Annotated in this window: 16 protein-coding genes; 3 read left to right on the forward strand and 13 right to left on the reverse strand. The window is 73.0% G+C overall.

The window, feature by feature from the left end; genetic code table 11:
* A complete protein-coding gene (locus tag OG989_RS28515) occupies nucleotides 1-1,671 on the reverse strand; it encodes a right-handed parallel beta-helix repeat-containing protein (RefSeq protein ID WP_327029028.1) in 1,671 nt (556 codons plus the stop codon).
* 74 nt (nucleotides 1,672-1,745) lie between these two features.
* On the reverse strand, nucleotides 1,746-2,225 hold the full coding sequence (locus OG989_RS28520; protein WP_327029029.1) for an ArsC/Spx/MgsR family protein: 480 nt from the start codon (nucleotides 2,223-2,225) through the stop codon (nucleotides 1,746-1,748).
* Between the two features lie 893 nt (nucleotides 2,226-3,118).
* Here OG989_RS28520 and OG989_RS28525 point away from each other — a divergent pair.
* The gene (locus OG989_RS28525) at nucleotides 3,119-3,769 is read left to right on the forward strand and encodes a C39 family peptidase (RefSeq protein WP_327029030.1); all 651 of its coding nucleotides are present in this window, start codon (nucleotides 3,119-3,121) and stop codon (nucleotides 3,767-3,769) included.
* A gap of 120 nt (nucleotides 3,770-3,889) precedes the next feature.
* Here OG989_RS28525 and OG989_RS28530 read toward each other — a convergent pair whose 3' ends face one another.
* Nucleotides 3,890-4,246 (reverse strand): VOC family protein, encoded by a 357-nt coding sequence (locus OG989_RS28530; RefSeq protein WP_327029031.1) that lies wholly within the window; start codon nucleotides 4,244-4,246, stop codon nucleotides 3,890-3,892.
* Nucleotides 4,247-4,405: 159 nt separating this feature from the next.
* Here OG989_RS28530 and OG989_RS28535 point away from each other — a divergent pair, with 159 nt between their 5' ends.
* Nucleotides 4,406-7,261, forward strand: a complete 2,856-nt coding sequence (locus OG989_RS28535) for an aconitate hydratase (protein WP_327029032.1) — start codon at nucleotides 4,406-4,408, stop codon at nucleotides 7,259-7,261.
* A 55-nt stretch (nucleotides 7,262-7,316) separates the two neighbouring features.
* On the opposite strand, the gene OG989_RS28540 is transcribed toward OG989_RS28535, so the two are convergent.
* The 9 genes from OG989_RS28540 to OG989_RS28580 form a co-directional block, all read right to left on the reverse strand.
* Nucleotides 7,317-9,404 (reverse strand): pectate lyase family protein, encoded by a 2,088-nt coding sequence (locus tag OG989_RS28540; RefSeq protein ID WP_327029033.1) that lies wholly within the window; start codon nucleotides 9,402-9,404, stop codon nucleotides 7,317-7,319.
* Between the two features lie 730 nt (nucleotides 9,405-10,134).
* A complete protein-coding gene (locus OG989_RS28545; RefSeq protein WP_132240296.1) occupies nucleotides 10,135-10,746 on the reverse strand; it encodes a GTP-binding protein in 612 nt (203 codons plus the stop codon).
* Nucleotides 10,727-11,113, reverse strand: coding sequence for a DUF742 domain-containing protein (locus OG989_RS28550; protein WP_132240297.1), 387 nt, complete (start codon nucleotides 11,111-11,113; stop codon nucleotides 10,727-10,729). Before OG989_RS28550 ends, OG989_RS28545 begins: the two co-directional genes overlap by 20 nt.
* Before the next feature lie 5 nt (nucleotides 11,114-11,118).
* Entirely contained in the window at nucleotides 11,119-11,541 is a 423-nt protein-coding gene (locus OG989_RS28555; RefSeq protein WP_091629996.1) for a roadblock/LC7 domain-containing protein, read from the reverse strand.
* 91 nt (nucleotides 11,542-11,632) lie between these two features.
* On the reverse strand, nucleotides 11,633-14,188 hold the full coding sequence (locus OG989_RS28560) for a sensor histidine kinase (RefSeq protein WP_442791891.1): 2,556 nt from the start codon (nucleotides 14,186-14,188) through the stop codon (nucleotides 11,633-11,635).
* A 190-nt stretch (nucleotides 14,189-14,378) separates the two neighbouring features.
* Nucleotides 14,379-15,953, reverse strand: a complete 1,575-nt coding sequence (locus OG989_RS28565; RefSeq protein WP_327029035.1) for a prenyltransferase/squalene oxidase repeat-containing protein — start codon at nucleotides 15,951-15,953, stop codon at nucleotides 14,379-14,381.
* Entirely contained in the window at nucleotides 15,950-16,825 is an 876-nt protein-coding gene (locus OG989_RS28570; protein WP_327031252.1) for a terpene synthase family protein, read from the reverse strand. Before OG989_RS28570 ends, OG989_RS28565 begins: the two co-directional genes overlap by 4 nt.
* A 53-nt stretch (nucleotides 16,826-16,878) precedes the next feature.
* Nucleotides 16,879-18,204: a cytochrome P450 gene (locus tag OG989_RS28575; protein WP_151457156.1), complete on the reverse strand. Its 1,326-nt coding sequence runs from the start codon at nucleotides 18,202-18,204 to the stop codon at nucleotides 16,879-16,881.
* A 243-nt stretch (nucleotides 18,205-18,447) separates the two neighbouring features.
* Nucleotides 18,448-19,362 (reverse strand): GNAT family N-acetyltransferase, encoded by a 915-nt coding sequence (locus OG989_RS28580; protein ID WP_327029036.1) that lies wholly within the window; start codon nucleotides 19,360-19,362, stop codon nucleotides 18,448-18,450.
* Between the two features lie 82 nt (nucleotides 19,363-19,444).
* Here OG989_RS28580 and OG989_RS28585 point away from each other — a divergent pair, with 82 nt between their 5' ends.
* On the forward strand, nucleotides 19,445-19,693 hold the full coding sequence (locus OG989_RS28585; RefSeq protein ID WP_132240301.1) for a DUF2630 family protein: 249 nt from the start codon (nucleotides 19,445-19,447) through the stop codon (nucleotides 19,691-19,693).
* 45 nt (nucleotides 19,694-19,738) lie between these two features.
* On the opposite strand, the gene OG989_RS28590 is transcribed toward OG989_RS28585, so the two are convergent.
* Nucleotides 19,739-20,674: an RIO1 family regulatory kinase/ATPase domain-containing protein gene (locus OG989_RS28590; RefSeq protein ID WP_327029037.1), complete on the reverse strand. Its 936-nt coding sequence runs from the start codon at nucleotides 20,672-20,674 to the stop codon at nucleotides 19,739-19,741.
* Nucleotides 20,675-20,728: the final 54 nt, after the last annotated feature.

A 20,728-nucleotide genomic window follows, 5' to 3' on the forward strand; every position in this document is an offset into this window, starting at 1 on the left:
TCAGTCCACCTCGTGGTGGTTGCGGTCCCAGCGCCCGCCGACCGGCGGGGTGTCGAGCCGCACCGCCCCGACGGCGTTTCCGGCGAGGTCGTTGTCCTCGATCCGGCAGGACACGCAGCTGCCCGCCGGGGTGATCCAGAGCCCGTAGCTCTGGGTCTGCTCGTCGCGGTGGTCCCAGATCCGGTTGCCGCGCACCGTGGCGGAGTCGAACGGCGCGTTGACGGCGATGCCGGCCCGGATCGGCGGGGCCGCCGGCAGTTCGTACGCCGTCCCGGGCGGCGGCGTGTCCTCGTTCCAGCCGGTGGGAGAATCCGCCCGCACCTCGGCGAGGGTGAGGTCGGTGTCGGTGTTGGACACCACGACCGCCATGCGTGACCCGACCCGCACCACCTTGCCCCGGTGCCCGTCGTGCGGCCAGTGCGCCGCCAGGTCGGTGACGGAGCGGTGGTGGTAGCGCACCGACTCGCCCGCGCCGGTGGCGGCCGGGGCGCAGCGGCGGCCGTTGTTGCGGATCCGGTTGTTCACCACGACGGCGTCGGTCATCGGCCGGTCGATCCGGATCGCGTCCAGGCCGTTGTCCCAGAACTCGTTGCCGTCGACGACCACGCCCGCCGCCGCGCCCCGGTAGCCGTGCCCCAGGTCGTGCTCGTGGTAGCCGTACTCGCCGTTGGCGCTGATCCGGTTCCCGCGCACGGTGTACGGGCCGGGCGTGTTGCCCATGCTGATCCCGTCGCGGACGTTGCGGTCCACGACGCAGTCGCTGATGATGCCGCCCCGGCCGGACACGCCGGCCGTGCCGTTGCCGGAGACGTCGAAGCCCGCCTCCAGGTTGCCGGTCAGCGTGCAGGCGGAGACGATCAGGCCGTCGGCGCCCCAGTCGGAGATGCCGAAGCGGTTCGCCTGGCTGTGGCAGCCGATGATGCGGTAGCCGCGCGGCGGCGTCCAGTAGTCCTTCTGGAGTTCGAGGAAGATCCCGTTGGTGCCGTTGCCGACGGCGGTGCAGTTGGCGATCGTGAGGCGCTCCACGTCGCCCCAACCGCCGATGCCGACGCCGATGCCCGCGCCGCCCATCTCCTCGCCGTTGTCCAGCCGGCCGCAACCGACCACGACCACCCCGTCGATCAGGCTGTCCTGGAGGAAGTCGCAGCCGAGCCCGGTGGCGCCGGTGTGGTGGATGTAGAGGTTGCGGAAGACGCCACGCACCACGTACTGGAGGCCGAGCCCCTTGGCGAGATAGTTGTACTCGACCATCGCCACGCCGGAGCCGTCGATCTCGAAGTCCGCGAAGGTGCAGTCGGCGATGTGCCGGTCGCGGCTCGCGCCGTGCTGCACCGTGGTCCAGAAGGCCAACGGCGTGGGGTCCGCCCGGTTCCCCTCGTTGCTGAGCAGGAACCGCGTCGCCCCCGGGCCCGCGCCGATCAGCGACACCCCGCTGCGCCAGACCGTCCCGGCGTCCCGGATCGAGTAGATCCCCGGCGGGCAGTGGATGACCCGGGCCCGCCCGTCGGCGGCGTAGCCCTCGCCGAGGCGGTCGACCAGGGCCGACAGCGCCGGCTGGTCGTTCGTCACGCCGTCGCCGCGCAGCCCGAACTCGCGCGCGTCGCACCAGAGGGGCGCGCCGGCGACGGGGGTGAGCCGCTTCGCGGCGGTGGACAGGCCCTGGTGCGGCATCAGACCCCTCCTCTGCGGCGTCCGGTCGTTCGCCCGCGAGCGGCGCATTCCCGCCGCACCCGCCCGGAAACGCGCTACCCGGCCGGGTGCGGCGGGTCCGCCGGCGCGGTTGCCGCAGGGCCAGGCTCCGCGCCGCTGCCGGGCGTCGCGGCGCCCGGCTGCGCGGCGGTGCCAGGCGTCGCGGCGGTGCGGCGCAGCGCCTCCGCCAGCGCCCCGGCGGTACGGCCCACGAGTGCGCTCCCGTCGTCGAGCAGCAGCAGGGGTCGCTGGATCAGCTCGGGGGCGGCCACCATCGCCTCGATCCAGCGCGGCTCGGCCGCCTCGTCCCTGGGCCAGTCGGCCATGCCGAGGGCCACCGCGGCAGGCTCCTGGGTACGGCAGACGTCCCAGGGGCCCGCGTCGAGCCGGCGCAGCACCTCGGCCAGCTCCGCCGCGCTCGGCGGCCGGTCCAGGTACGGGCGCAGCGCGTAGCCGACTCCAGCCTCGTCGAGCGCGGTACGGGCGGCGGCGCACTTCGAGCACGACGGGTTGTTCCAGATCTCCATGCCTGTCATCGTCGCAAGCGTCCCGCAGCGTCACGTACGAGCCCGCCCCGCTCCCGCGACCGTCCACGCACCGCCGCCCACGCGCTCAGCCGACGTGATCAGGACGGACATCGCCCCGACCCCGGACGTCCGCCCCCGAGCCGGACGGTCATCCCGGGGTGACCTGTGCCTCGTATGCCGGGACCCCAACAAGCGCGAGCGCGAGGTGCGAGCGCGAGGTGCGAGCGCGAGGTGCGAGCGCGAGGTGCGAGCGCGAGGTGCGAGCGCGAGGTGATCAGGACGCCATGGACGTCATCCGGCCGCTTTGAGGTCCATGGCGTCCTGATCACGTGTTCGGGGGCAATGTCCGGTTCGGGGTCGGCGTCCGGCAGGGTGGCCGGTGGAGATCTTGGTAGAAGACGGCCCCTACAGGGGCGGTTTCTTGCCAAGGTCTCCGGCAGGAGCCCGACGGACGGACGCGAGAGTAGGCACCGACGGGTGTGGCCCGCCGTGCCCGGCGCAGGGATCAAGCCTGACCGCCCGGAACCGGGCACGGCCAGCCACACCCCCACCACGACGCACCGTCACCGCCCATAACCACCCAAGGCCCCAACCCACCCCGAGTCACTGTCCGGTTGATGGGGGTTTGTGGTGACCCCCGTCACGCGCCCGGTGGGCATGGGTCGGGGGGCCGGGTCGTTGTAACCACCGTGAGCGCGTAACCCCGGGCCCCACCCCTGAGCCCTCCGGGATGGCCGGGGTCGCCGGTGGGAATGCCGGCCGGGCCCGTGTCGTTACATCCCCCCGGACGCGCCCCACCCTCTCGTCGAGGGCGTACCTGGTTCGACCTTTCCCTCAGCCCGCGACGCCACCCGTCCCCCGCGGTGTGTGTCGCGTACCCCCGATCGAAAGGTGCTGCCATCATGCGTACCGACATCCTGCGTAAGACCGCTCTGACCGCTGCCGGGCTCGCCTTCACCGGCGGCGCCATCGCCGGCCCCGTCACCACCGCCCTCGCCGCCCCCACCACCCCCGTGTCGGCCTCGGTCGCACAGGACCGCAAGGGTGGCGAGCGGGAGCTGGGCGTGCGCTACGAGGCACAGCCGAACTTCTACTACTGCGGCCCCGCCGCCGCCCGCAACGCTCTCAGCGTGCAGGGCAAGAACATCGACGTCGACGGCATGGCCCAGCGCATGGGCACTACCGAAGCCGGCACCAACTCCATCAACGACATCACCCCCGTCCTGAACAAGGAGAGCGGCAAGGACGCCTACCAGTCGGTGGAGATCCCCGGCGCCAAGGCCGACGACAAGCAGACCGACAAGCTGCGCGGCGACATCGTCACCGCCATCGACGAAGGCCACGCCGTGGTCGCCAACATCGCCGGCACCGCCACCGACACCGACGGCACCACCCACTCCTTCGAGGGCGGGCACTACATCAGCGTCGTCGGCTACCGCGACAACGGCAACACCGTCACCATCGCCGACTCCGCCAACCCCGACCAGGCCTCCTACCGGATGAGCGTCGACAACCTCGCCGACTGGATCGCCACCCGCGGCTACACCGCCTGACCCCACAGCGACCACGAAAACGGCACCACCCAACGACAAGGGCCGGCCCCCACAAGGGGCCGGCCCTTTCGTCGTCTTCACCTTCACCCAGCATCCGCAGCTGGGCAGGCCGGGGCCGAGTCAGTCGATCGGGGCGAGGAACTCCAGCCGGTTGCCGTGCGCGTCCTGGGAGTGGAAGCGGCGCAGCCCGGGCAGTTCGTCGTCGCCCCAGCTCACCGGGTACCCGGCGGCGACCAACCGGGCGGCGAGCGCGTCCAGGTCCGGCCACAGCAGGCCGGGGTGGGCCTTGCGGGCGGGCCGGAAGTCGTCCTCCACGCCCAGGTGCAGCTCCGCGCCGTGCCCGGTGAACCAGCAGCCGCCACGGGCCGCGAGGGCGGGCGGTTTGGGCTTCTCGGTCATCCCGAGCACCCCGAGGTAGAAGGCCCGCGACGCCTCTTCGGAGCCGCGTGGGCAAGCGAGCTGTACGTGATGGATCATGGTGGCACCTCCTCGTCCCGAACGATGGCACGAGGTTGCGAAGTTAGCAAGACGGACGTACGGTTTTGTTGACGACGAGATCGGCGGTAAGTGTCCCCTAACCACGGCGGCACCCCGACCGGTGCGACAGACTGCTCAGGACTACTCACGGTCGCTGGTGTGAAGGAGTACGACGTGGCGAGCCTCGACACCTTCGGTGCGAAGACCCAGCTACGCGTCGGAGACGCGAGCTACGAGATTTTCAAGATCAGCAAGGTGGACGGCCACGAACGGCTGCCCTACAGCCTGAAGATCCTCCTGGAGAACCTGCTCCGGACCGAGGACGGCGCGAACATCACCGCCGACCACATCCGGCAGCTCGGCGCCTGGGAATCCGACGCCGACCCGAGCGTCGAGATCCAGTTCACCCCGGCGCGGGTGCTCATGCAGGACTTCACCGGCGTGCCCTGCGTGGTCGACCTGGCCACCATGCGCGAGGCGGTACGGGACCTGGGCGGCGACGCCACCAAGGTGAACCCGCTCGCCCCGGCCGAGCTGGTCATCGACCACTCCGTCATCGCCGACCTGTTCGGTCGCGAGGACGCCTTCGAGCGCAACGTCGAGCTGGAGTACGAGCGCAACAAGGAGCGTTACCAGTTCCTGCGCTGGGGCCAGACCGCGTTCAACGAGTTCAAGGTCGTCCCCCCGGGCACGGGCATCGTGCACCAGGTCAACATCGAGTACCTGGCCCGTACGATCATGGAGCGCAACGGCCAGGCGTACCCGGACACGGTCGTCGGCACCGACTCGCACACCACGATGGTCAACGGCCTGGGCGTGCTCGGCTGGGGCGTCGGCGGCATCGAGGCCGAGGCCGCGATGCTCGGTCAGCCCGTCAGCATGCTGATCCCGCGCGTGGTGGGCTTCAAGCTCTCCGGCGAGATGCCGGCCGGCACCACCGCCACCGACCTGGTGCTCACCATCACCGAGATGCTGCGCAAGCACGGCGTGGTGGGCAAGTTCGTCGAGTTCTACGGGCCGGGCGTGAGCGCCGTGCCGCTGGCCAACCGGGCCACCATCGGCAACATGTCCCCGGAGTACGGCTCCACCGTCGCGATCTTCCCGATCGACGCCGAGACCGTCCGCTACCTGGAGCTGACCGGCCGCGACGCCGCGCAGGTCGCGCTCGTCGAGGCGTACGCCAAGGAGCAGGGCCTCTGGCACGACCCGGACGCCGAGCCGGAGTACTCGGAGCGCCTGGAGCTGGACCTCGGCACGATCGAGCCGTCCCTGGCCGGCCCGAAGCGCCCGCAGGACCGGGTCCCGCTGGGCAACGCCAAGACCCTGTTCCGCTCGGCGCTGACCGACTACGTGGCCGCCGACGAGACCGGCGGCGACCGTGGCCGCAAGTCGGGCGTGCCGCAGATGGAGAAGCCGTTCGGCGTGCAGGGCCACGCCGACGAGGCGAGCGCCGAGTCCTTCCCGGCCAGCGACTCCCCGGCCAACGGGGTCAGCGACCCGGCCGACGCGCCGCGCGACCTGGAGACGGCGGCGGTCGGCTCCGGCGGGCGGGCCAGCAACCCGACCCGGGTCACCGGCGCCGACGGTGTCGAGTACGAGCTGGACCACGGCGCCGTGGTGATCGCGGCCATCACCTCCTGCACCAACACCTCCAACCCGCAGGTGATGATCGGCGCGGCCCTGCTGGCCCGCAACGCGGTCGACAAGGGCCTGACCCGCAAGCCGTGGGTGAAGACCACCCTGGCCCCGGGTTCCAAGGTTGTCATGGACTACTACGAGCGGGCCGGCCTCACGCCCTACCTGGAGAAGCTCGGCTTCCACCTGGTGGGCTACGGCTGCACCACCTGCATCGGCAACTCCGGCCCGCTGCCGGAGGAGGTCTCGGCCGCGGTCAACGAGGCCGACCTGGCCGTCGTCTCCGTGCTCTCCGGCAACCGCAACTTCGAGGGCCGGATCAACCCGGACGTCAAGATGAACTACCTGGCGTCCCCGCCGCTGGTGGTCGCGTACGCGCTGGCCGGCACGATGGACATCGACCTGGCCAACGAGCCGATCGGCGAGGACGGCGACAGCAACCCGGTGTTCCTTCGGGACATCTGGCCCAACAGCGCCGAGATCCAGGACGTCATCGCCTCGGCGATCGGCGCCACCGGCTTCAGCGCCGCGTACGAGGACGTCTTCGCCGGTGACGAGCGCTGGCAGTCGCTGCCCACCCCGACCGGCGACACGTTCGCCTGGGCGGACGAGTCCACCTACGTCCGCAAGCCCCCGTACTTCGAGGGCATGGAGCGGGAGCCGAAGGCGGTCGTCGACATCGGTCCGGCGCGGGTGCTGGCCAAGCTGGGCGACTCGGTGACCACCGACCACATCTCGCCGGCCGGTTCCATCAAGGCCGACTCGCCCGCCGGGTCGTACCTCGCCGAGCACGGCGTGCCGCGGCACGAGTTCAACTCGTACGGCTCGCGCCGGGGCAACCACGAGGTGATGATCCGGGGCACCTTCGCCAACATCCGGCTGCGCAACCAGCTGGTCCCCGGCGTCGAGGGCGGCTTCACGGTCAACCACCTGACCGGCGAGCAGACCTCGATCTACGACGCCTCGGTGGCCTACCAGGAGGCGGGCATCCCGCTGGTCGTGCTGGCCGGCAAGGAGTACGGTTCCGGTTCGTCGCGCGACTGGGCGGCCAAGGGCACCATGCTGCTCGGCGTCAGGGCGGTCATCGCCGAGTCGTACGAGCGGATCCACCGCTCGAACCTGATCGGCATGGGCGTGCTGCCGCTGCAGTTCCCGGCCGGCGAGACCGCCGAGTCGCTCGGCCTCACCGGCACGGAGACGTTCTCCATCGCCGGGGTCACCGCGCTGAACGACGGCCAGACCCCGCGTACGGTCAAGGTCAGCACCGACACCGGCGTCGAGTTCGACGCGGTGGTCCGGATCGACACCCCGGGCGAGGCGGACTACTACCGGCACGGCGGCATCCTGCAGTACGTGCTGCGTCGCATGATCGCCAACTGACGACACGGACGAGGGGCTCCCTGCCACGACGGCAGGGGGCCCCTCGCGTGTCCGCTCAGATGCGGCCGGTGCCGGCGCCCGCGAGGACCAGGGCGGGCACGTCCGCCGCCGGGTCGAGGCTGTACGGGTAGTACGTGCGCGGCTCGACCACCGTGCCGTTCGTCTCCGGCGCGCCCGAGCCGACGTACACGTTGTGGCGCTGCACCGCCCGGCCGGGTCCGCTGTCGGCGTAGCCGCTCGCCGACCACAGCGGGTGCGGCACGTCGCGGAAGTAGTTCCCCTCCACCAGCACGCCGGCGTTCTCCGTCGACGCCACGCCGTAGAGGGCGTTGCCGAGGAAGTAGTTGTTGTAGACGTGCACCGGCTCGCCGAAGCGGACCCGGGGGTGCCGCTGGCGGCTGTTGTCGAAGAAGTTGTGGTGGATGCTGACCTTCAGCCGGCCCACGTCGGTGGAGGCCGAGCCGTCGGAGTGGCCGATCAGCATGGACTTGTCCGCGTGATCGAAGTGGTTCCACGACACCGTCACGTAGTCGGCGCCCCGGACGATGTCGACCGAGCCGTCCACCGCGCCGGAGAAGCGGTTGTGGTCGATCCAGATGTGGTGCGAGTTCTGGCCGACGTTGACCGCGTCGTCCTCCGCGTTCGTGAAGTTGATGTTGCGGACGATCACGTTGTACGACCGGTAGAAGTCCAGCCCGCCGCCGGTGATCTCGGCGTTGCCGACCCCGACGATGGTCTTGTTCGGGCGTACCCCCTGCTTGCTGGTGATCGCGATCCGCCCGGTCACCTGGATGACCAGCGGGCCCACCGTGTCGATGTGTTCCAGGAAGTCCGCGGCGTTGGTCGCGGTCACCGTCGGCCCGCCGGCGCCGCCGGTGGTGCCGTTCTGGCCGAGGGCCGCCACGGCGGCGAAGCCGTCCGGGCCCGCGACGGCCGGCACCGGCGCGACGGAGGCCGGCGCGGCGAGGGCCGTGGTCCTGCCGGGCCCGGCACCCGCCGGGACGATGGTCGGCACGCTCGCGGCCGGGTCGAGGGTGTACGGGTAGTACCCGCGCGGGTCCGGCACCGTGCCCCGGGTCTCGATCGCGTGGTTGCAGGCGACCAGGATGTTGCCCCGCTCGACGATGCGGCCGAGGTCGCCGCTGAAGTCGACCCGGCCCGGATTGTTCACGCTGTAGAAGTAGTTGTTCTCCATCAGCACGGCGGCGTCGTACGTGGAGGCCACCCCGTAGCTGTTGTCGTTGTAGTGGTTGTTGTAGACGTGTGCGAGCGCGGAGAAGCGCACCCGCGGGTTGCGCTGGTCGGAGCGGTCGAAGAAGTTGTGGTGGTACGTGACCCGCAGCCGGCCGATGTCCTGCGGGCCGGCGTCCTCGTCGTGGCCGAGCAGCAGCGTCTTGTCGTGGTCGTGGAAGTGGTTCCAGGAGACCGTGACGAAGTCCGAGCCGCGCTTGATGTCGACCGCGCCGTCGTCGCCGTCGGAGAACTCGTTGTGGTCGATCCAGATGTGGTGCGAGAACATCTGGACGTTGATCAGGTCGTCGGTCGCGCCGGTGAGGTGCAGGTTCCGGATGATGATGTTGTGCACCGCGTTCGCCGGGGGCGAGGTCACGTCGTCGTCGACGGGCACGCCGATGTTGAGCCCTCCGCCGGCGAGCGTCGCGTCGTCGCCGAGACCGACGATCGTCTTGTCGGAGGCGACGTTCCACATCCCGTCGTTGCCGCCGGCGGGCAGCGTGATGGTGCCGGCGACCTGGACGACGTACGGCCCCGGGCGGGCGATGTGGTCGAGGAACTGCGCGGTGGTGGTGACCGTGACGACCGGCCCGCCGGCGCCACCGGTGGTCCCGTTCTGGCCGAGGGCGTGGACGCTGGCGAACCCGTCCGCCGCCGCAGCCGGAGCAGGGCCGGGCGCCGTCCGCGAGGCGGTGCCGGCCGCTGCCTGCGGGGCGGTCCCGGATGCCGCTGCGGCCGGAGCGTTGCCGGATGCGGCCGTCGGGGCGGGTGGAGCCGGCGGGGTGGTCGGGAGCGCGGCGTTGGCCGGTGACGCCGGTGCCACCAGTGCGGCGGCGAGGCCGACGGCGGCGAGCAGCCGTCGGCGACGCCCGGGCCGTGGCGGCCCGTCCGGGTTGAGGGTCGTGAGCATGAGGTTCCGCCTTTCTCGTACGGCGGATCGCCGGAGCCGGCGCACGACGGGCCGCGTGCCGTTCGGATGCTGGGGCACGGTCGCGCGGGTTCGGGTGCCTGGGCGCGGTCGCGCGGGACCGGACGCGAGTGGGGACTGGTTCGCGTCGGGGTTGCGGACCGGCACCGGCGATCAGCCAGGTGATGGACGGCGGAAAGCGCTTTCCGAGCACCATGCTAGGCAGCCCGTCTGATCGAAGTCAATCGATCGGCCCTGCCCCCGTCGCGCGCACCTCGCGCCGTCGATCCTGGCGGTCCGCACTCCGTACGTGTGCTCCGTGCGGGTGCTCTGTGCTCTGTGCGTGCGCTCTACTGCTCTGTGCGGGTGCTCCGTGCTCGAGTAGGCACCAGCCCAGCGACACTTTGGCCCCGCGACCAATCCGCCATCACGCGCACGGACACCAAGGAAGCGAGCTGCCAACCCACGGGTGCGCTGCACCCGTGCAGGCCCGGAGATCTTGGTACGTACGTGCCCCCATAGGGGCCGTTTCTCGCCAAGATCCGGTCTGCGCGTCGAGGGACGCGACGCAGCGGACACGGGGCAGCGGAAAGCGGGCAGCGACGCAAGCAGCGGGCAGCCGACAGCCACGCGGGCAGCGGGCAGCGACGAGGGGCAGCCGCAACGGAGTCCACCCGCGCGACGGCGGCTGCGGCACCGTAGCGGCTGCTACACGGTGGTGACGGTGGGCCGGTCAGTCGGTGGCGGCGGCGCGGCGGCGGGCCTCGCGGGTCTTCATGGCGTGCTCCATCAGCGTGATGAGCACCTCCTTGCTGGACTCCCGCTGCCGCGCGTCGCAGAGCAGCACCGGCACGCCCGGGTCGAGGTTGAGCGCCGCCTGCACCTCGTCGAGCCGGTACTGCCGGCTTCCCTCGAAGCAGTTGACCGCCACCACGAACGGCGTGCCCCTGCCCTCGAAGTAGTCGATCGAGGGGAAGCAGTCGGCCAGCCGCCGGGTGTCGGCCAGCACCACCGCGCCGAGCGCGCCGAGCGCCAGCTCGTCCCAGACGAACCAGAACCGGTCCTGGCCAGGGGTGCCGAAGAGGTAGAGCACCAGGTCGTCGCTGATGGTGATGCGGCCGAAGTCCATCGCCACGGTGGTGGTCGTCTTGCTCTCCACCCCGGAGAGGTCGTCGATGCCGACGCCGGACTCGGTCAACACCTCCTCCGTACGCAGCGGACGCGTCTCGCTGACCGCACCGACCATGGTGGTCTTGCCCACGCCGAAGCCACCCGCGACGAGGATCTTGATCGCGGTGGGCAGTGGCGTCGCTCCCGCCGGCCGCTCAGAGTGCCCGTAGTCCATTGATTACCGCCTCGAAAACGCTGTTGTCGGGAAGGCCGGCTGTGGTGTGCGGCTCGCGTACCTGCACCAGGCTGCGGGCCGCCAGGTCACCGAGCAGGACCCGGATGGTGCCCACCGGCAGGTCCAGGTGGGCGGCGATCTCGGCGACGGACTGGATCCGCTGGCAGAGCCCGACTATCGCCAGGTGCTCCGGGCCCAGTCCGACCTCCGGGATCACGTCCGCACGGGTCGCCGTCACCAGGGAGATCAGGTCGAACGTGCCGGTGACCGGCCGGGCCCGGCCGCGCGTCATCGCGTACGGGCGCACGACCGGGCCGGCATGGTCGTCGACCCACTGGTGCTCCGAGGACTCCCCCTGCACCGTCATCGCGGCTACTTCTCGCCGGTCTGCTGCTCGCCGGTCCGCGAGGGCGACGCCACGTACTTGCCGACGCGGGTGACCAGCATCGCCATCTCGTAGGCGATCAGGCCGACGTCGGCGTCCTCGCTGGCGAGGACGGCCAGGCAGGCGTTGCGCCCGGCCGCCGTGACGAACAGGAACGACGACTGCATCTCGATGATGGTCTGCTGCACCTGCCCGCCGCCGAAGCGCTTGCCCGCGCCCCGGGCCAGGCTCTGGATGCCGGCCGCCATGGCCGCCAGGTGCTCGGCGTCGTCCCGGCCCAGCCCTCGCGAGGCGGCCATCAACAGGCCGTCCGTAGAGAGCGCGACCGCGTGGTCGGCCTGCTTCACCCGGCCGACCAGATCATCCAGCAACCACGTCAGGTCGGCACTCGAAGCCGTCTTCTGCGCCACTCGTCGTCCTCTTCTCCCCCGGCTGTTGTCGCCGTGCTCGTCTCGGCTGACCGCTGCGGTGCGGGGATCCCCCGCACCGCGACGGCACCGGTCAGGTCGCTTGCAGGTCGTCGCCGGCGTCGGGTTCCTCGCCGGCCTCGGTTCGGCTGTCGCCCGCTCCACCGAGCAGCCGGGCGGCGTCGGTACGGCCCCGCCGGGTGCCGGTCTGGTAGGAGCTCATCATCCGGCGTACCTGCTCCGGCGGGCGCGCCATGTCCTCGTCCCCGTCGTCGTCCCCGCCGGCGGCCGGATCGTCGCGGAGTTCCGGCACGATGCTGGCCTGCCGGACCCGGACCGGCAGGCCCGAGTCGGTACGCGCCGTCACCTGGCGGGCCGTCGGCGCCGGACCGCCGGTCGTCGTGGAGCCGGTGGCCGCCTCCGGTGCGGGGGTCCCCGTCGTGTCGGGCGCCTCCGCCGGCGCGGGCCGGGCGGCCACGGGCAGGCCGGTCGGGAAGGTCGGGCCGTCCAGGGCGTACTGCTCGGAGCCGCCACGGGGACGCACGGGCAGCCGCGGGTCGAGGGCCGGGCCCGTCGTCGGCAGGCTCCGGCCGCGCGACCGGGTCGGCAGGGCGCCACCGTCGGCGTCCCCGGAGGCGGCGGCCTCGGCGTCCGGTGCCGGGCGGGGGCGGGGCGCGAGCGGCTCGGCCAGTGCCACCGGCGCCGTGGCGAGCGGCGGCTCGGCGGCGGGCGGCGCCTGACCGGACGCGCCGGCCACCGGGACGCCGGCGGGCAGGCCGGCCGGGAACCCGCCGGAGGTGCTCGGGTCCTCGTCGGCGGCGGTGACCAGCTCGGCCGGGATCAGCACGACGGCGGTGGTGCCGCCGTACGCGGACTCCTTGAGCTGCACCCGTACGCCGTGCCGCTCGGTCAGCCGGCTGACCACGTAGAGCCCGAGGCGGGAGGCGTTGGCCAGGTTCAGCTCGGACTGGTCGACGATCCGGTGGTTCGCGGCGGCGAGGTCCTCCTCGCTCATGCCCAGGCCACGGTCCTCGATTTCGATGGCGAAGCCGTTGGCCACCTGCTGCCCGCGCACCTCGACCGAGGTGTGCGGCGGGGAGAACGACAGCCCGTTCTCGATCAGCTCCGCGAGCAGGTGGATGACGTCGCCGACCGCGCGGCCGGTGAGCGAGACCGCGCCGAGGGGCAGCACGTTGACCCGGGTGTAGTCCTCGACCTCGGCGACAGCGCCCCGGACGACGTCGACCATGGGCACGTTGCGCCGCCAGGCGCGGCCCGGGGTGGAGCCGGAGAGCACGATGAGGTTCTCCGCGTTGCGCCGCATCCGGGTGGCGAGGTGGTCGACCCGGAACAGGTCCTCCAGTTCCTCGGCGTCGTGCTCGCGACGCTCCATCGCGTCGAGCAGGGTGAGCTGGCGGTGCACCAGCGCCTGGGTGCGCCGGGCCAGGCTGAGGAAGACCTCGCGTACGTTGCGGCGCAGGTCGGCCTGCTCGACGGCGGTGCGGATGGCGGTCTCCTGCACGGCGTTGAACGCCTTGCCCACCTGGCCGATCTCGTCGTCGCCGAACTCGAGCGGAGGCGCCTCCTTGGCGATGTCGACCTCCTCGCCGTGGCCGAGCCGCTCGACGACGCTGGGCAGCCGCTCGTTGGCCAGCCGGATGGCGGCCTCGCGCAGCCGCTCCAACTGCTGCACCAGGGCCCGCGCGGTGGTGATCGACACGACGATCGAGGCGACGACGGCGAGCAGGCCCAGACCGGCGGCCAGCACCAGCCGCAGGACGACGCCGACGGCGATCGGCGCGGCCCGCTCGACGAGCGCGTCACCGGCCTCGATGATGAAGCGCTGCTGCTCGCCGACCACCACGTCGGCCGCCGCGCGCCACTCCGCCGCCGACACGGGTGGCGCGCCGCCCGCCCGTCCCTGCACGACGCGGTCCTCCAGGGACCGGAACGCGGTGTACGCCTCGCCGCCGACGAGTGCCTCGTAACGGGCCCGGTCGCCGCTCGACAGGTCGGTACGGACCTGGCTGTCCAGGTAGCGCTGGGCGCCGGTGGCGCGGGCGAAGGCGGCGGTCTCCTCGGGCGTCATCCGGCCGGCGGCCAGGGCGCCGGTGACGAGGGCGTCCTCCTGCGACATGAGTTCACGGATCCGGACGAGCTGGATCAGCGCCGCGGTCTCCCGCGTGAACTGTTCGTCGTCCAGGTTGCCCAGCGACCCGTACATCCGCAGGACCGAGTCGATGAGTTCGGTGTACTCCCGGGTGGCGGCGGCGCGGTCCACCTGGCGGTCGCGGATGGACTCGCGTACGGCGGCGAGCCGGTCCAGCCCGCTGACGACCGTGTCGATCTGCCGCTGGCTCTCGTCGGCTGCCAGGTCCACCCGCCAGCTGCTGACGGACTTGCGGAAGTCGTCGGCGACGCCCTCGGTCCGCCGCCACTGCGCGTCGAGCTGCTCCCGCTCGGCCGCGCCCGAACCGCCCAGGTACGCCGCGGACGCCCGGCGTTCCGCCTGCAACTCGAGCACCAGCGGCTCACCCGGCTGGGCGACCTGGGCGTCGAGCACCTGCACCCAGAGGAGACTGACGCCCTCCCGGAGGGTCACCCACGCGGCGAACGCCCACAGCGCAACGAGTGAGGCCAGCAGAGCCACGACTTTCCGGCGCAGATTGGAGCTGCGGGAACCCATTTAAAACCATCCCTGGCGGGGAGTCTGATTCATCCGATCGGCGGTTTCCGCATGGCGCTTCGACCGACCCGGCGCACGGTAGCAGTGTCCCGACGATCACTCAAGCAGTGCTGATCATGACCGGTGCGTCATCGGGGGCACCGGGTCGCGGGGCTCACCGTCCTGCGTGGCCGCTCAGCCGCGCCAGGTGCCGCGCCGCGAGCACGGCGGCCCGCACGATGAGCACCGGGTGGTAGAGATCCTTGTCATGCCACAGTGGAACGCCGTCACCGTCCTCGTCGCGATGCTCATCGAGGTAGGCGAGCGCGCGGCGCACGGCGGTGGCGAGGCCCGGCCGGGGCGTTCGCCCCGTGCCGAGCAGCACCTGGAGGGCGTACGCGGTCTCCTCCGGCGTGCCCGTCCACAGCCCCCACGAGCCGTCGTCGCGCTGGGTGTCGCGCACCCAGTCGGCCGCCCGGTCGAGCCGGCCGCCGGTGGTGTCGGGCGCGTACTCGGCGAGGCCCGCCGCGACGCTGGCCGTCGCGTAGTACGGCGAGGCGTGCCAGCGGTCCGTCCAGCTGCCGTCGGCGAGCTGACCGTCCACCAGCCAGCCGGCCACCCGCCGCGCCACGTCGGCGTACGGGCGGCCCGGACGGTGCCGGGCATGCCAGCCGAGCGCCTCCAGGACGTGGGCGTTCGTGGTGACCGACGCGCCGTCCTCGCCCTGCCAGGTGCAGAAGTGCGTGCCCGTGTCGTACGCCAGGAGGCTGTCGGGCGCCATCGGGCGGCCGAGCCGGGCCAGCGCGAAGAGGGTGACGGCGGTGGTGTCGGCGTCCGTCGGGAGGCCGGGCGAGGTGGCCGCGCCCGTCGGTCCGAGCGCGGCGGCCAGGCTGCCGGTCAGCTCGGCGGGGACGTCCGCCGCCGCGCCGACCCGGGCCAGCCCGCTGAGCACCCAGGCCCGCTCGAACACGGCGATGGGTGTCGTGCACGGCACGGGCCCGCCGCCCCGCACCACGGCTCCGGTCAGGTACTCCAGCGCGCTCCGGTCCGCGCCGGGACGGGCGGGATCGCCCAGCCAGGCTGCGGTGGCTGCGGGCGAGGCCCCGACGGCGCCGGACACGGGCCGGGCCGGCAGGCCCACCCGTGCCCGCTCGTCGAGCACCTCGAAGGCGTGCCACAGCTTCTCCGGTACGGGCCCGCCCGCGGCGAGGAGCCGCCCGACCGCCTCGGCCCGGTGCCGGGTCATGCCGTGCGGCATCGGCAGCGCCGCCGGCCGCCCGGGTGCCGCCGTGCCGTCGAGGAGCGCGTCGACGCGGTCGATCAGGGCGGGCACGATCAGGTCGACGCCCGGCATGTCCGGCACGGGCTCGGCGGCGACTAGCAGCCGGTCCCGCAGCACCGCGACGCCCCGGTCCACGGCCGTCGAGAGCCGGTGCGCCTCCCGTGGGCGGGCGCGCCCCGGCGTGCGCAGGGCGCTCAGCAGCGCCTCCACCGCGCTCAGGGTCGGCACCAGGCCGTATGCGCCCGGCGCCCCCCACCCGCCGTCGGCGCGCTGGGCGGCCAGCAGGTGACGCAGCCGCTCGGCGTGCCCCGGCAGCCAGGGGGCGTCGCTGACCAGCCGACCGGTCTCGTAGACCGAGGGCGAGACCGTGCCGTCGGGGGCGGCCAGCATCGCCGCCACCAGTTCTCGGCCGGCGACGGCGAGCGCGGCGCCTCCCGAGTCCCGGACGGCGACCGGGGCCGCCGTCACGACATGCCCCAGAAGTCGGCCAGCTGGTAGAAGCCGCTGCTGAAGCCGACCTGCCGGGCCAGGTAGTCCGCCTCGCGCGGGCAGGTCTCCCGGAGCGGGTCCAGCATCCGGTGGCAGGTGTCCACCAGCTCGGCGAGCCGCTGCTCCACCTCGGCGCGGTCCTCGACCAGCAGCAACGCGTTCAGGTCGCCCCAGCGCACGTCCCGCTCGTAGGTGCCGAGGTCGTTGACGAGGCGCAGGGCGCGCTGCACCTGGTCGCTGACCGCGACCAGCTCGTCCAGCCGGGCGAGGGTGGCCTCGTCGCCGGTGTAGAGCCAGTGCGCGACGTTGACGATCGTGCAGGCGTGGTTGTCGGCGTTGTCCAGGTACGCGTCGAGGCTCGGCAGGGACGACCGGTCCCCGGGCCGCCAGGCCGCCTTCCACTCCCACTCGCGGGCCATCGCCCGCACCGTCGCGTCCACCCGGTCCCGCCACAGCGGACGGTGCGCCGCGAAGGCGTCGGACGTCGCCAGCTCACCCTGGAGCGCGGCCAGGTAGCCGCCGAGGTGGTCGTCGGCGGCGGGCGGCTCGCCGGCGGCCACCGCGAGGCAGCGCGCGACGAGGCCGTCGACCTCGTCGCGGGAGCGCGCCCGGTGGTCGATCAGCCAGTCGAGGGCGAAACCCCACAGCACGGTCCGGTTCGCGGCGCGCAGTTGCCCGGCCGTGCACCACGGGGCGCCGAAGGCGATGGCCAGCGAGATGTTGGCGAACAACATGGTGTCGAACGGGTCGGCGGGAAACAGTTCGGGGTGCGCCGCGGCCGACGCCTGGAGGTCGCGTTGGCCGCGTACCGCCAGGCCGCAGATCCGGCCCTGTTCCTGCGCGTCCCGCATCTCGTCGCGCCCGCCCGGCGTCGCGTCGCGCGACCGGTCGGGCGTCACCGCGGTCACGCCGGCCGCCGCTCGTGGACCGGGGTCAGCGCCATGACCACCGGCCGGCCCGGACGCAGGGTCGCCGCCAGCTGCTTGGGCGGCATCCCGGCGTCGCGCAGCCGGAAGCGGTACCGGCTGAGGATCGTCGCGACCACCAGCGGAGCCTCCAGGTTGAACAGGTACATGCCGAGGCACTGGTGCGGGCCGCCGCCGAACGGGAAGTACGCGTACCGGTGCTCCCGCCGCGGCTGGTCGCCACGGAACCGGTCGGGATCGAAGGTGTCCGGGCGGTCCCAGTACCGGGCCAGCCGTTGGGTGACGTAGGAGCTGACGGCGACGATGCTGCCGGCTCTGATCCTGGCGCCGCCGATGACGTCGTCCGCCACCGCCGTGCGGGGCACCAGCCACCCGGCGGGGTACATGCGCAGCAGCTCGTCGACCACCGACCGGGTGTAGGTGAGGGCGAGCAGCTGCTCCCGGCTGATCACCCGGTCCGCGCCCACCACCTCGTCCAGCTCGGCGTAGAGCCGGCCGGCCACCTCCGGGTTGGCGTCCAGGATCGGCCACAGCCAGGTCAGTACGGCGTACGTCGTCTCCGTCGCGGTGGCGAACATGGACACCACGTCGTCGCGGACCCGTCGCTCCCCGAGCGGGCGGCCGTCGTCGTCGCGGGCGTTCGCCAGGGCGGCGAGCAGGTCGTCGCCGTCGCGCGGGTGGGCCCGCTCGGCCCGCACCAGGGGCAGCATGATGTCGTCGACGACGCCGATGGCGCGGCGCAGGGCGCGGTCGCCCGGCACCGGTACGGCGTCGGGCACGAAGGGCAGGAGCAGGCGGGCCCGCAGCGCCGTCACGATGGTGTCCTGGGCGGCCACGATCCGCAGCTGGTCGGCGAGGCTCACCCGGTCGGCGAAGAAGACGCTGCTGATCGCCCGGCAGATGACCCGGCCCAGCTCGGCGCCGGCGTCCAGCCACCGGCCGGTGCGGGCCGGCTCGTCGAACTCGTCGACGGCCTCGCTGACGGCCTGGCTCATGGAGTCCACCAGGGAGTCGATGCGCTTGGCGGTGAAGTGCGGCTGCATCCGCCCGCGGCTGGCCTGCCACTCCGGTCCGTCGGACATGATGCCGTCGCCGGTGAGCCGTCGTACCGGCCGCCACAGCATGCTCTGGCCGCCGCGGGTGTAGTTGGCCGCGTTGTCCCGCAGCACGTACTGCACGTGGGCGGGTTCGGTGACCAGGTAGGGGCGGATCGTCCCGAGGTTGAGCCGCAGGACCTCGCCCGGGGCGGCGTCCGCCATCGCGACGAGCTGGCCCAGCGGGTCACGCAGCAGGCCCGGCAGCATCCTCCACAGTGGCGCGGACCGCGCCGGACGACTTCGTGAGTCGTCGGCACCCCGTTCAGCAATGGCATCCCGCACCCGTGGCTCCTCCCGTCGGTCACGCTCCGTTGTGACGGACCGTCATGCGAACGGCTGCCTTGCGTCACGATTCGGGAAGCATGCCATCACCCGTCGAGACTCCGCTAGCCGTCGAATGAGAATTTTGCTCATGGGAATGCTCGTCCATGAAGGATTTCGTGTCGGGCGTCACTTCGGAAGGGTGCGCAGGTGGCGCCACTCGGCGGCCACCGGCCGGTACCCGAACCACGCGTTGACCGCCCGCATCGCGTCGTTGCCGGCGTCGTTGATCGTGGACGCCCACCGGAAGCCCGCCGACCGGGCCGCCCGCAGCGACGCGTGCTTGACCGACCGGGCGAGACCCCGGCCCCGCCACCCGCTGCGGGTGCCCGTCATTCCCGACAGGTAGCGGTCCCGGCCGTCGGTCAGCGCGAGGCTGAACGCCACCACCACGCCGTCGGCCGTCGCCACCGTGCTCAGCGCCCGGTCCAGGTCCGGCCGGTCCCAGTACGCGGCCCGCCAGTCGGAGAAGCCGATCTCGTCCATCCCGACGTCGCCCGGCTCGTCCGCGGCGGCGGCCAGGTCCGCCTCGTACAACGGGCGCGGGTCGACCAGGTCCGCGGCCGTACCCAGCCGCACCCCGGCCGGCGGATCGGGCGCGGCCGGCAGCGCCGCCGCCAGGTCCAGGCCCAGGATCACGCTGCGCCGGCCGGGCCGGTAGCCGCGCCGCTCGGCGAAGGCGAGCGGCGCCGGCTCGTCGACGACCCGCGCGTACGCCCGGCGCACCCCCAGCCCGGCGAGCCGCTCCTCGGCGGCGGCGAGCAGCGCCGACCCGACGCCCCGCCCCCGCCCCTCGGGGCGCACGACCAGGTTGACGAAGCCGAGCCCCGGCTCGGCGCTCTCGTACAGCAGCCCCGTCCGGGCGACGCCGGCGATCCCGTCGCCCGCCTCGGCGACGAGCATCCCGAAGCGCTCGGCCGGCTTGCCGGTCGCCTGCCAGGCGAGCAGCTCCGGCGTGACCACCAGGTGGGGCCGGGCGGCGCGGAGCAGGTCGGCGACCGGCGCCAGGTCGGCGGGGCCGGCGGCCCGGACGGTGGGAACCATGGCTGGGCAACCTACCGCAGCGGCGGGGGCGGGCGGCGGTGGAACCCGGGCGCGCCCGCGCGGCCTGTGCCAGGCTCAGGGCATGGACGACAAGACGATCCTCAACCGGATCTCGGAACTGGTCGACGAGGAGCACCGGTTGCGCGCCGACGCGCAGGCCGGCGAGTCGGGCACGGACGACGACGCCCGCACCCGGCTGCGCGAGTTGGAGGAGTCCCTCGACCAGTGCTGGGACCTGCTGCGTCGGCGACGCGCCGCCCGGGAGACCCACGGCGACCCGGACGCCCAGGGGACGCGCCCCAAGCCGGCGGTCGAGCGCTACCTCCAGTGACCCGGGTCCCGGGTGGCCGGTGCCTGGCCACCCGGGACGTCGCGGTCAGCGGATCCCCGCCTCCCGCAGCAGCAGCGCGCTCAGCGCGGCCGGGTCGGCGTCCGCCGCGGGCAGGCCCCGGGCCGCGAACCAGGTGGCGACCACCCGCACGTCGCGGGCCAGGAACTCCGGCCCCTGCGGGTTGGCCACCACGTCGACCACCTGCGGCAGGTCGATGAGCACCAGCCGCCCCGCGTGCACCAGCAGGTTGTACGGCGACAGGTCGCCGTGTGCGAGGCCGGCGCGGGCGAGCACCACGAGGGCGTCGACGAGCTGCCCCCACAGCTCGCGCAGCTCCCCCGCCTCCGGCCGCAGCTGGGCCAGCCGGGGCGCGGCCAGCCCCTCCTCCTGGTCGCCGAGGAACTCCAGCATCAGCTCCGTGCCGCGCAGCTGCACCGGGTAGGGGACGGTGATCGTGCCGTGGCGGGCGCCGACCTCCCAGAGCCGGGCCAGCGCGGCGAACTCGGCCGCCGCCCACTGCCCGGCGATCATCTGCCGGCCGAAGGCGGTGCGACCGGCCATCGCCCGGTTCTCCCTGGACCGGCGGACCCGGCGGCCCTCCAGGTAACCGGCGTCGCGGTGGAAGAGGCGGTGCTGGGGGTCCCGGTACCGCTTGGCCGCCAGCAGGCAGGACCGGTCGGTGCCGGGCACCGCCCGGCGGACGAGGTGGACGTCCGCCTCCTTGCCGGTCTTGAGCATCCCGAGTTCGGTGTCCTTGGCGGCCAGTTCGGTGACCAGCCACTCGGGGTGGGGCTGCGGGCCGTGCACGGCGTCGTCCCAGGACGACCAGCGCTCCCCCGTGTCGGGGTCGGGCTCGGCGTCGGGGTCGGCGAGGGCGGGCTCGGCGGCCCGGCCACGCTTCAGGAAGAGCTGTTCGTCGTCGTCGAAGCGGCGCTTGCCGCGGGTACGGCGCTCGCGCGCCGGAAGGTCGTGATCGCGCACTGCGGTGGTGATCCCTTGCTCGAGGCTGATGGGGGCAGGTGGTAGTGACCTGCG

The organism is Micromonospora sp. NBC_01740 (assembly GCF_035920365.1).
Classification (GTDB): domain Bacteria; phylum Actinomycetota; class Actinomycetes; order Mycobacteriales; family Micromonosporaceae; genus Micromonospora; species Micromonospora reichwaldensis.

Bases quoted from the DNA above. Each gene is read 5' to 3' on its own strand.
- OG989_RS28515 (WP_327029028.1), bottom strand. From the start codon at position 1,671: ATGCCGCACCAGGGCCTGTCCACCGCCGCGAAGCGGCTCACCCCCGTC.
- OG989_RS28520 (WP_327029029.1), bottom strand. From the start codon at position 2,225: ATGACAGGCATGGAGATCTGGAACAACCCGTCGTGCTCGAAGTGCGCC.
- OG989_RS28525 (WP_327029030.1), top strand. From the start codon at position 3,119: ATGCGTACCGACATCCTGCGTAAGACCGCTCTGACCGCTGCCGGGCTC.
- OG989_RS28530 (WP_327029031.1), bottom strand. From the start codon at position 4,246: ATGATCCATCACGTACAGCTCGCTTGCCCACGCGGCTCCGAAGAGGCG.
- OG989_RS28540 (WP_327029033.1), bottom strand. From the start codon at position 9,404: ATGCTCACGACCCTCAACCCGGACGGGCCGCCACGGCCCGGGCGTCGC.
- OG989_RS28545 (WP_132240296.1), bottom strand. From the start codon at position 10,746: ATGGACTACGGGCACTCTGAGCGGCCGGCGGGAGCGACGCCACTGCCC.
- OG989_RS28550 (WP_132240297.1), bottom strand. From the start codon at position 11,113: ATGACGGTGCAGGGGGAGTCCTCGGAGCACCAGTGGGTCGACGACCAT.
- OG989_RS28570 (WP_327031252.1), bottom strand. From the start codon at position 16,825: ATGCGGGACGCGCAGGAACAGGGCCGGATCTGCGGCCTGGCGGTACGC.
- OG989_RS28575 (WP_151457156.1), bottom strand. From the start codon at position 18,204: ATGCTGCCGGGCCTGCTGCGTGACCCGCTGGGCCAGCTCGTCGCGATG.
- OG989_RS28580 (WP_327029036.1), bottom strand. From the start codon at position 19,362: ATGGTTCCCACCGTCCGGGCCGCCGGCCCCGCCGACCTGGCGCCGGTC.
- OG989_RS28585 (WP_132240301.1), top strand. From the start codon at position 19,445: ATGGACGACAAGACGATCCTCAACCGGATCTCGGAACTGGTCGACGAG.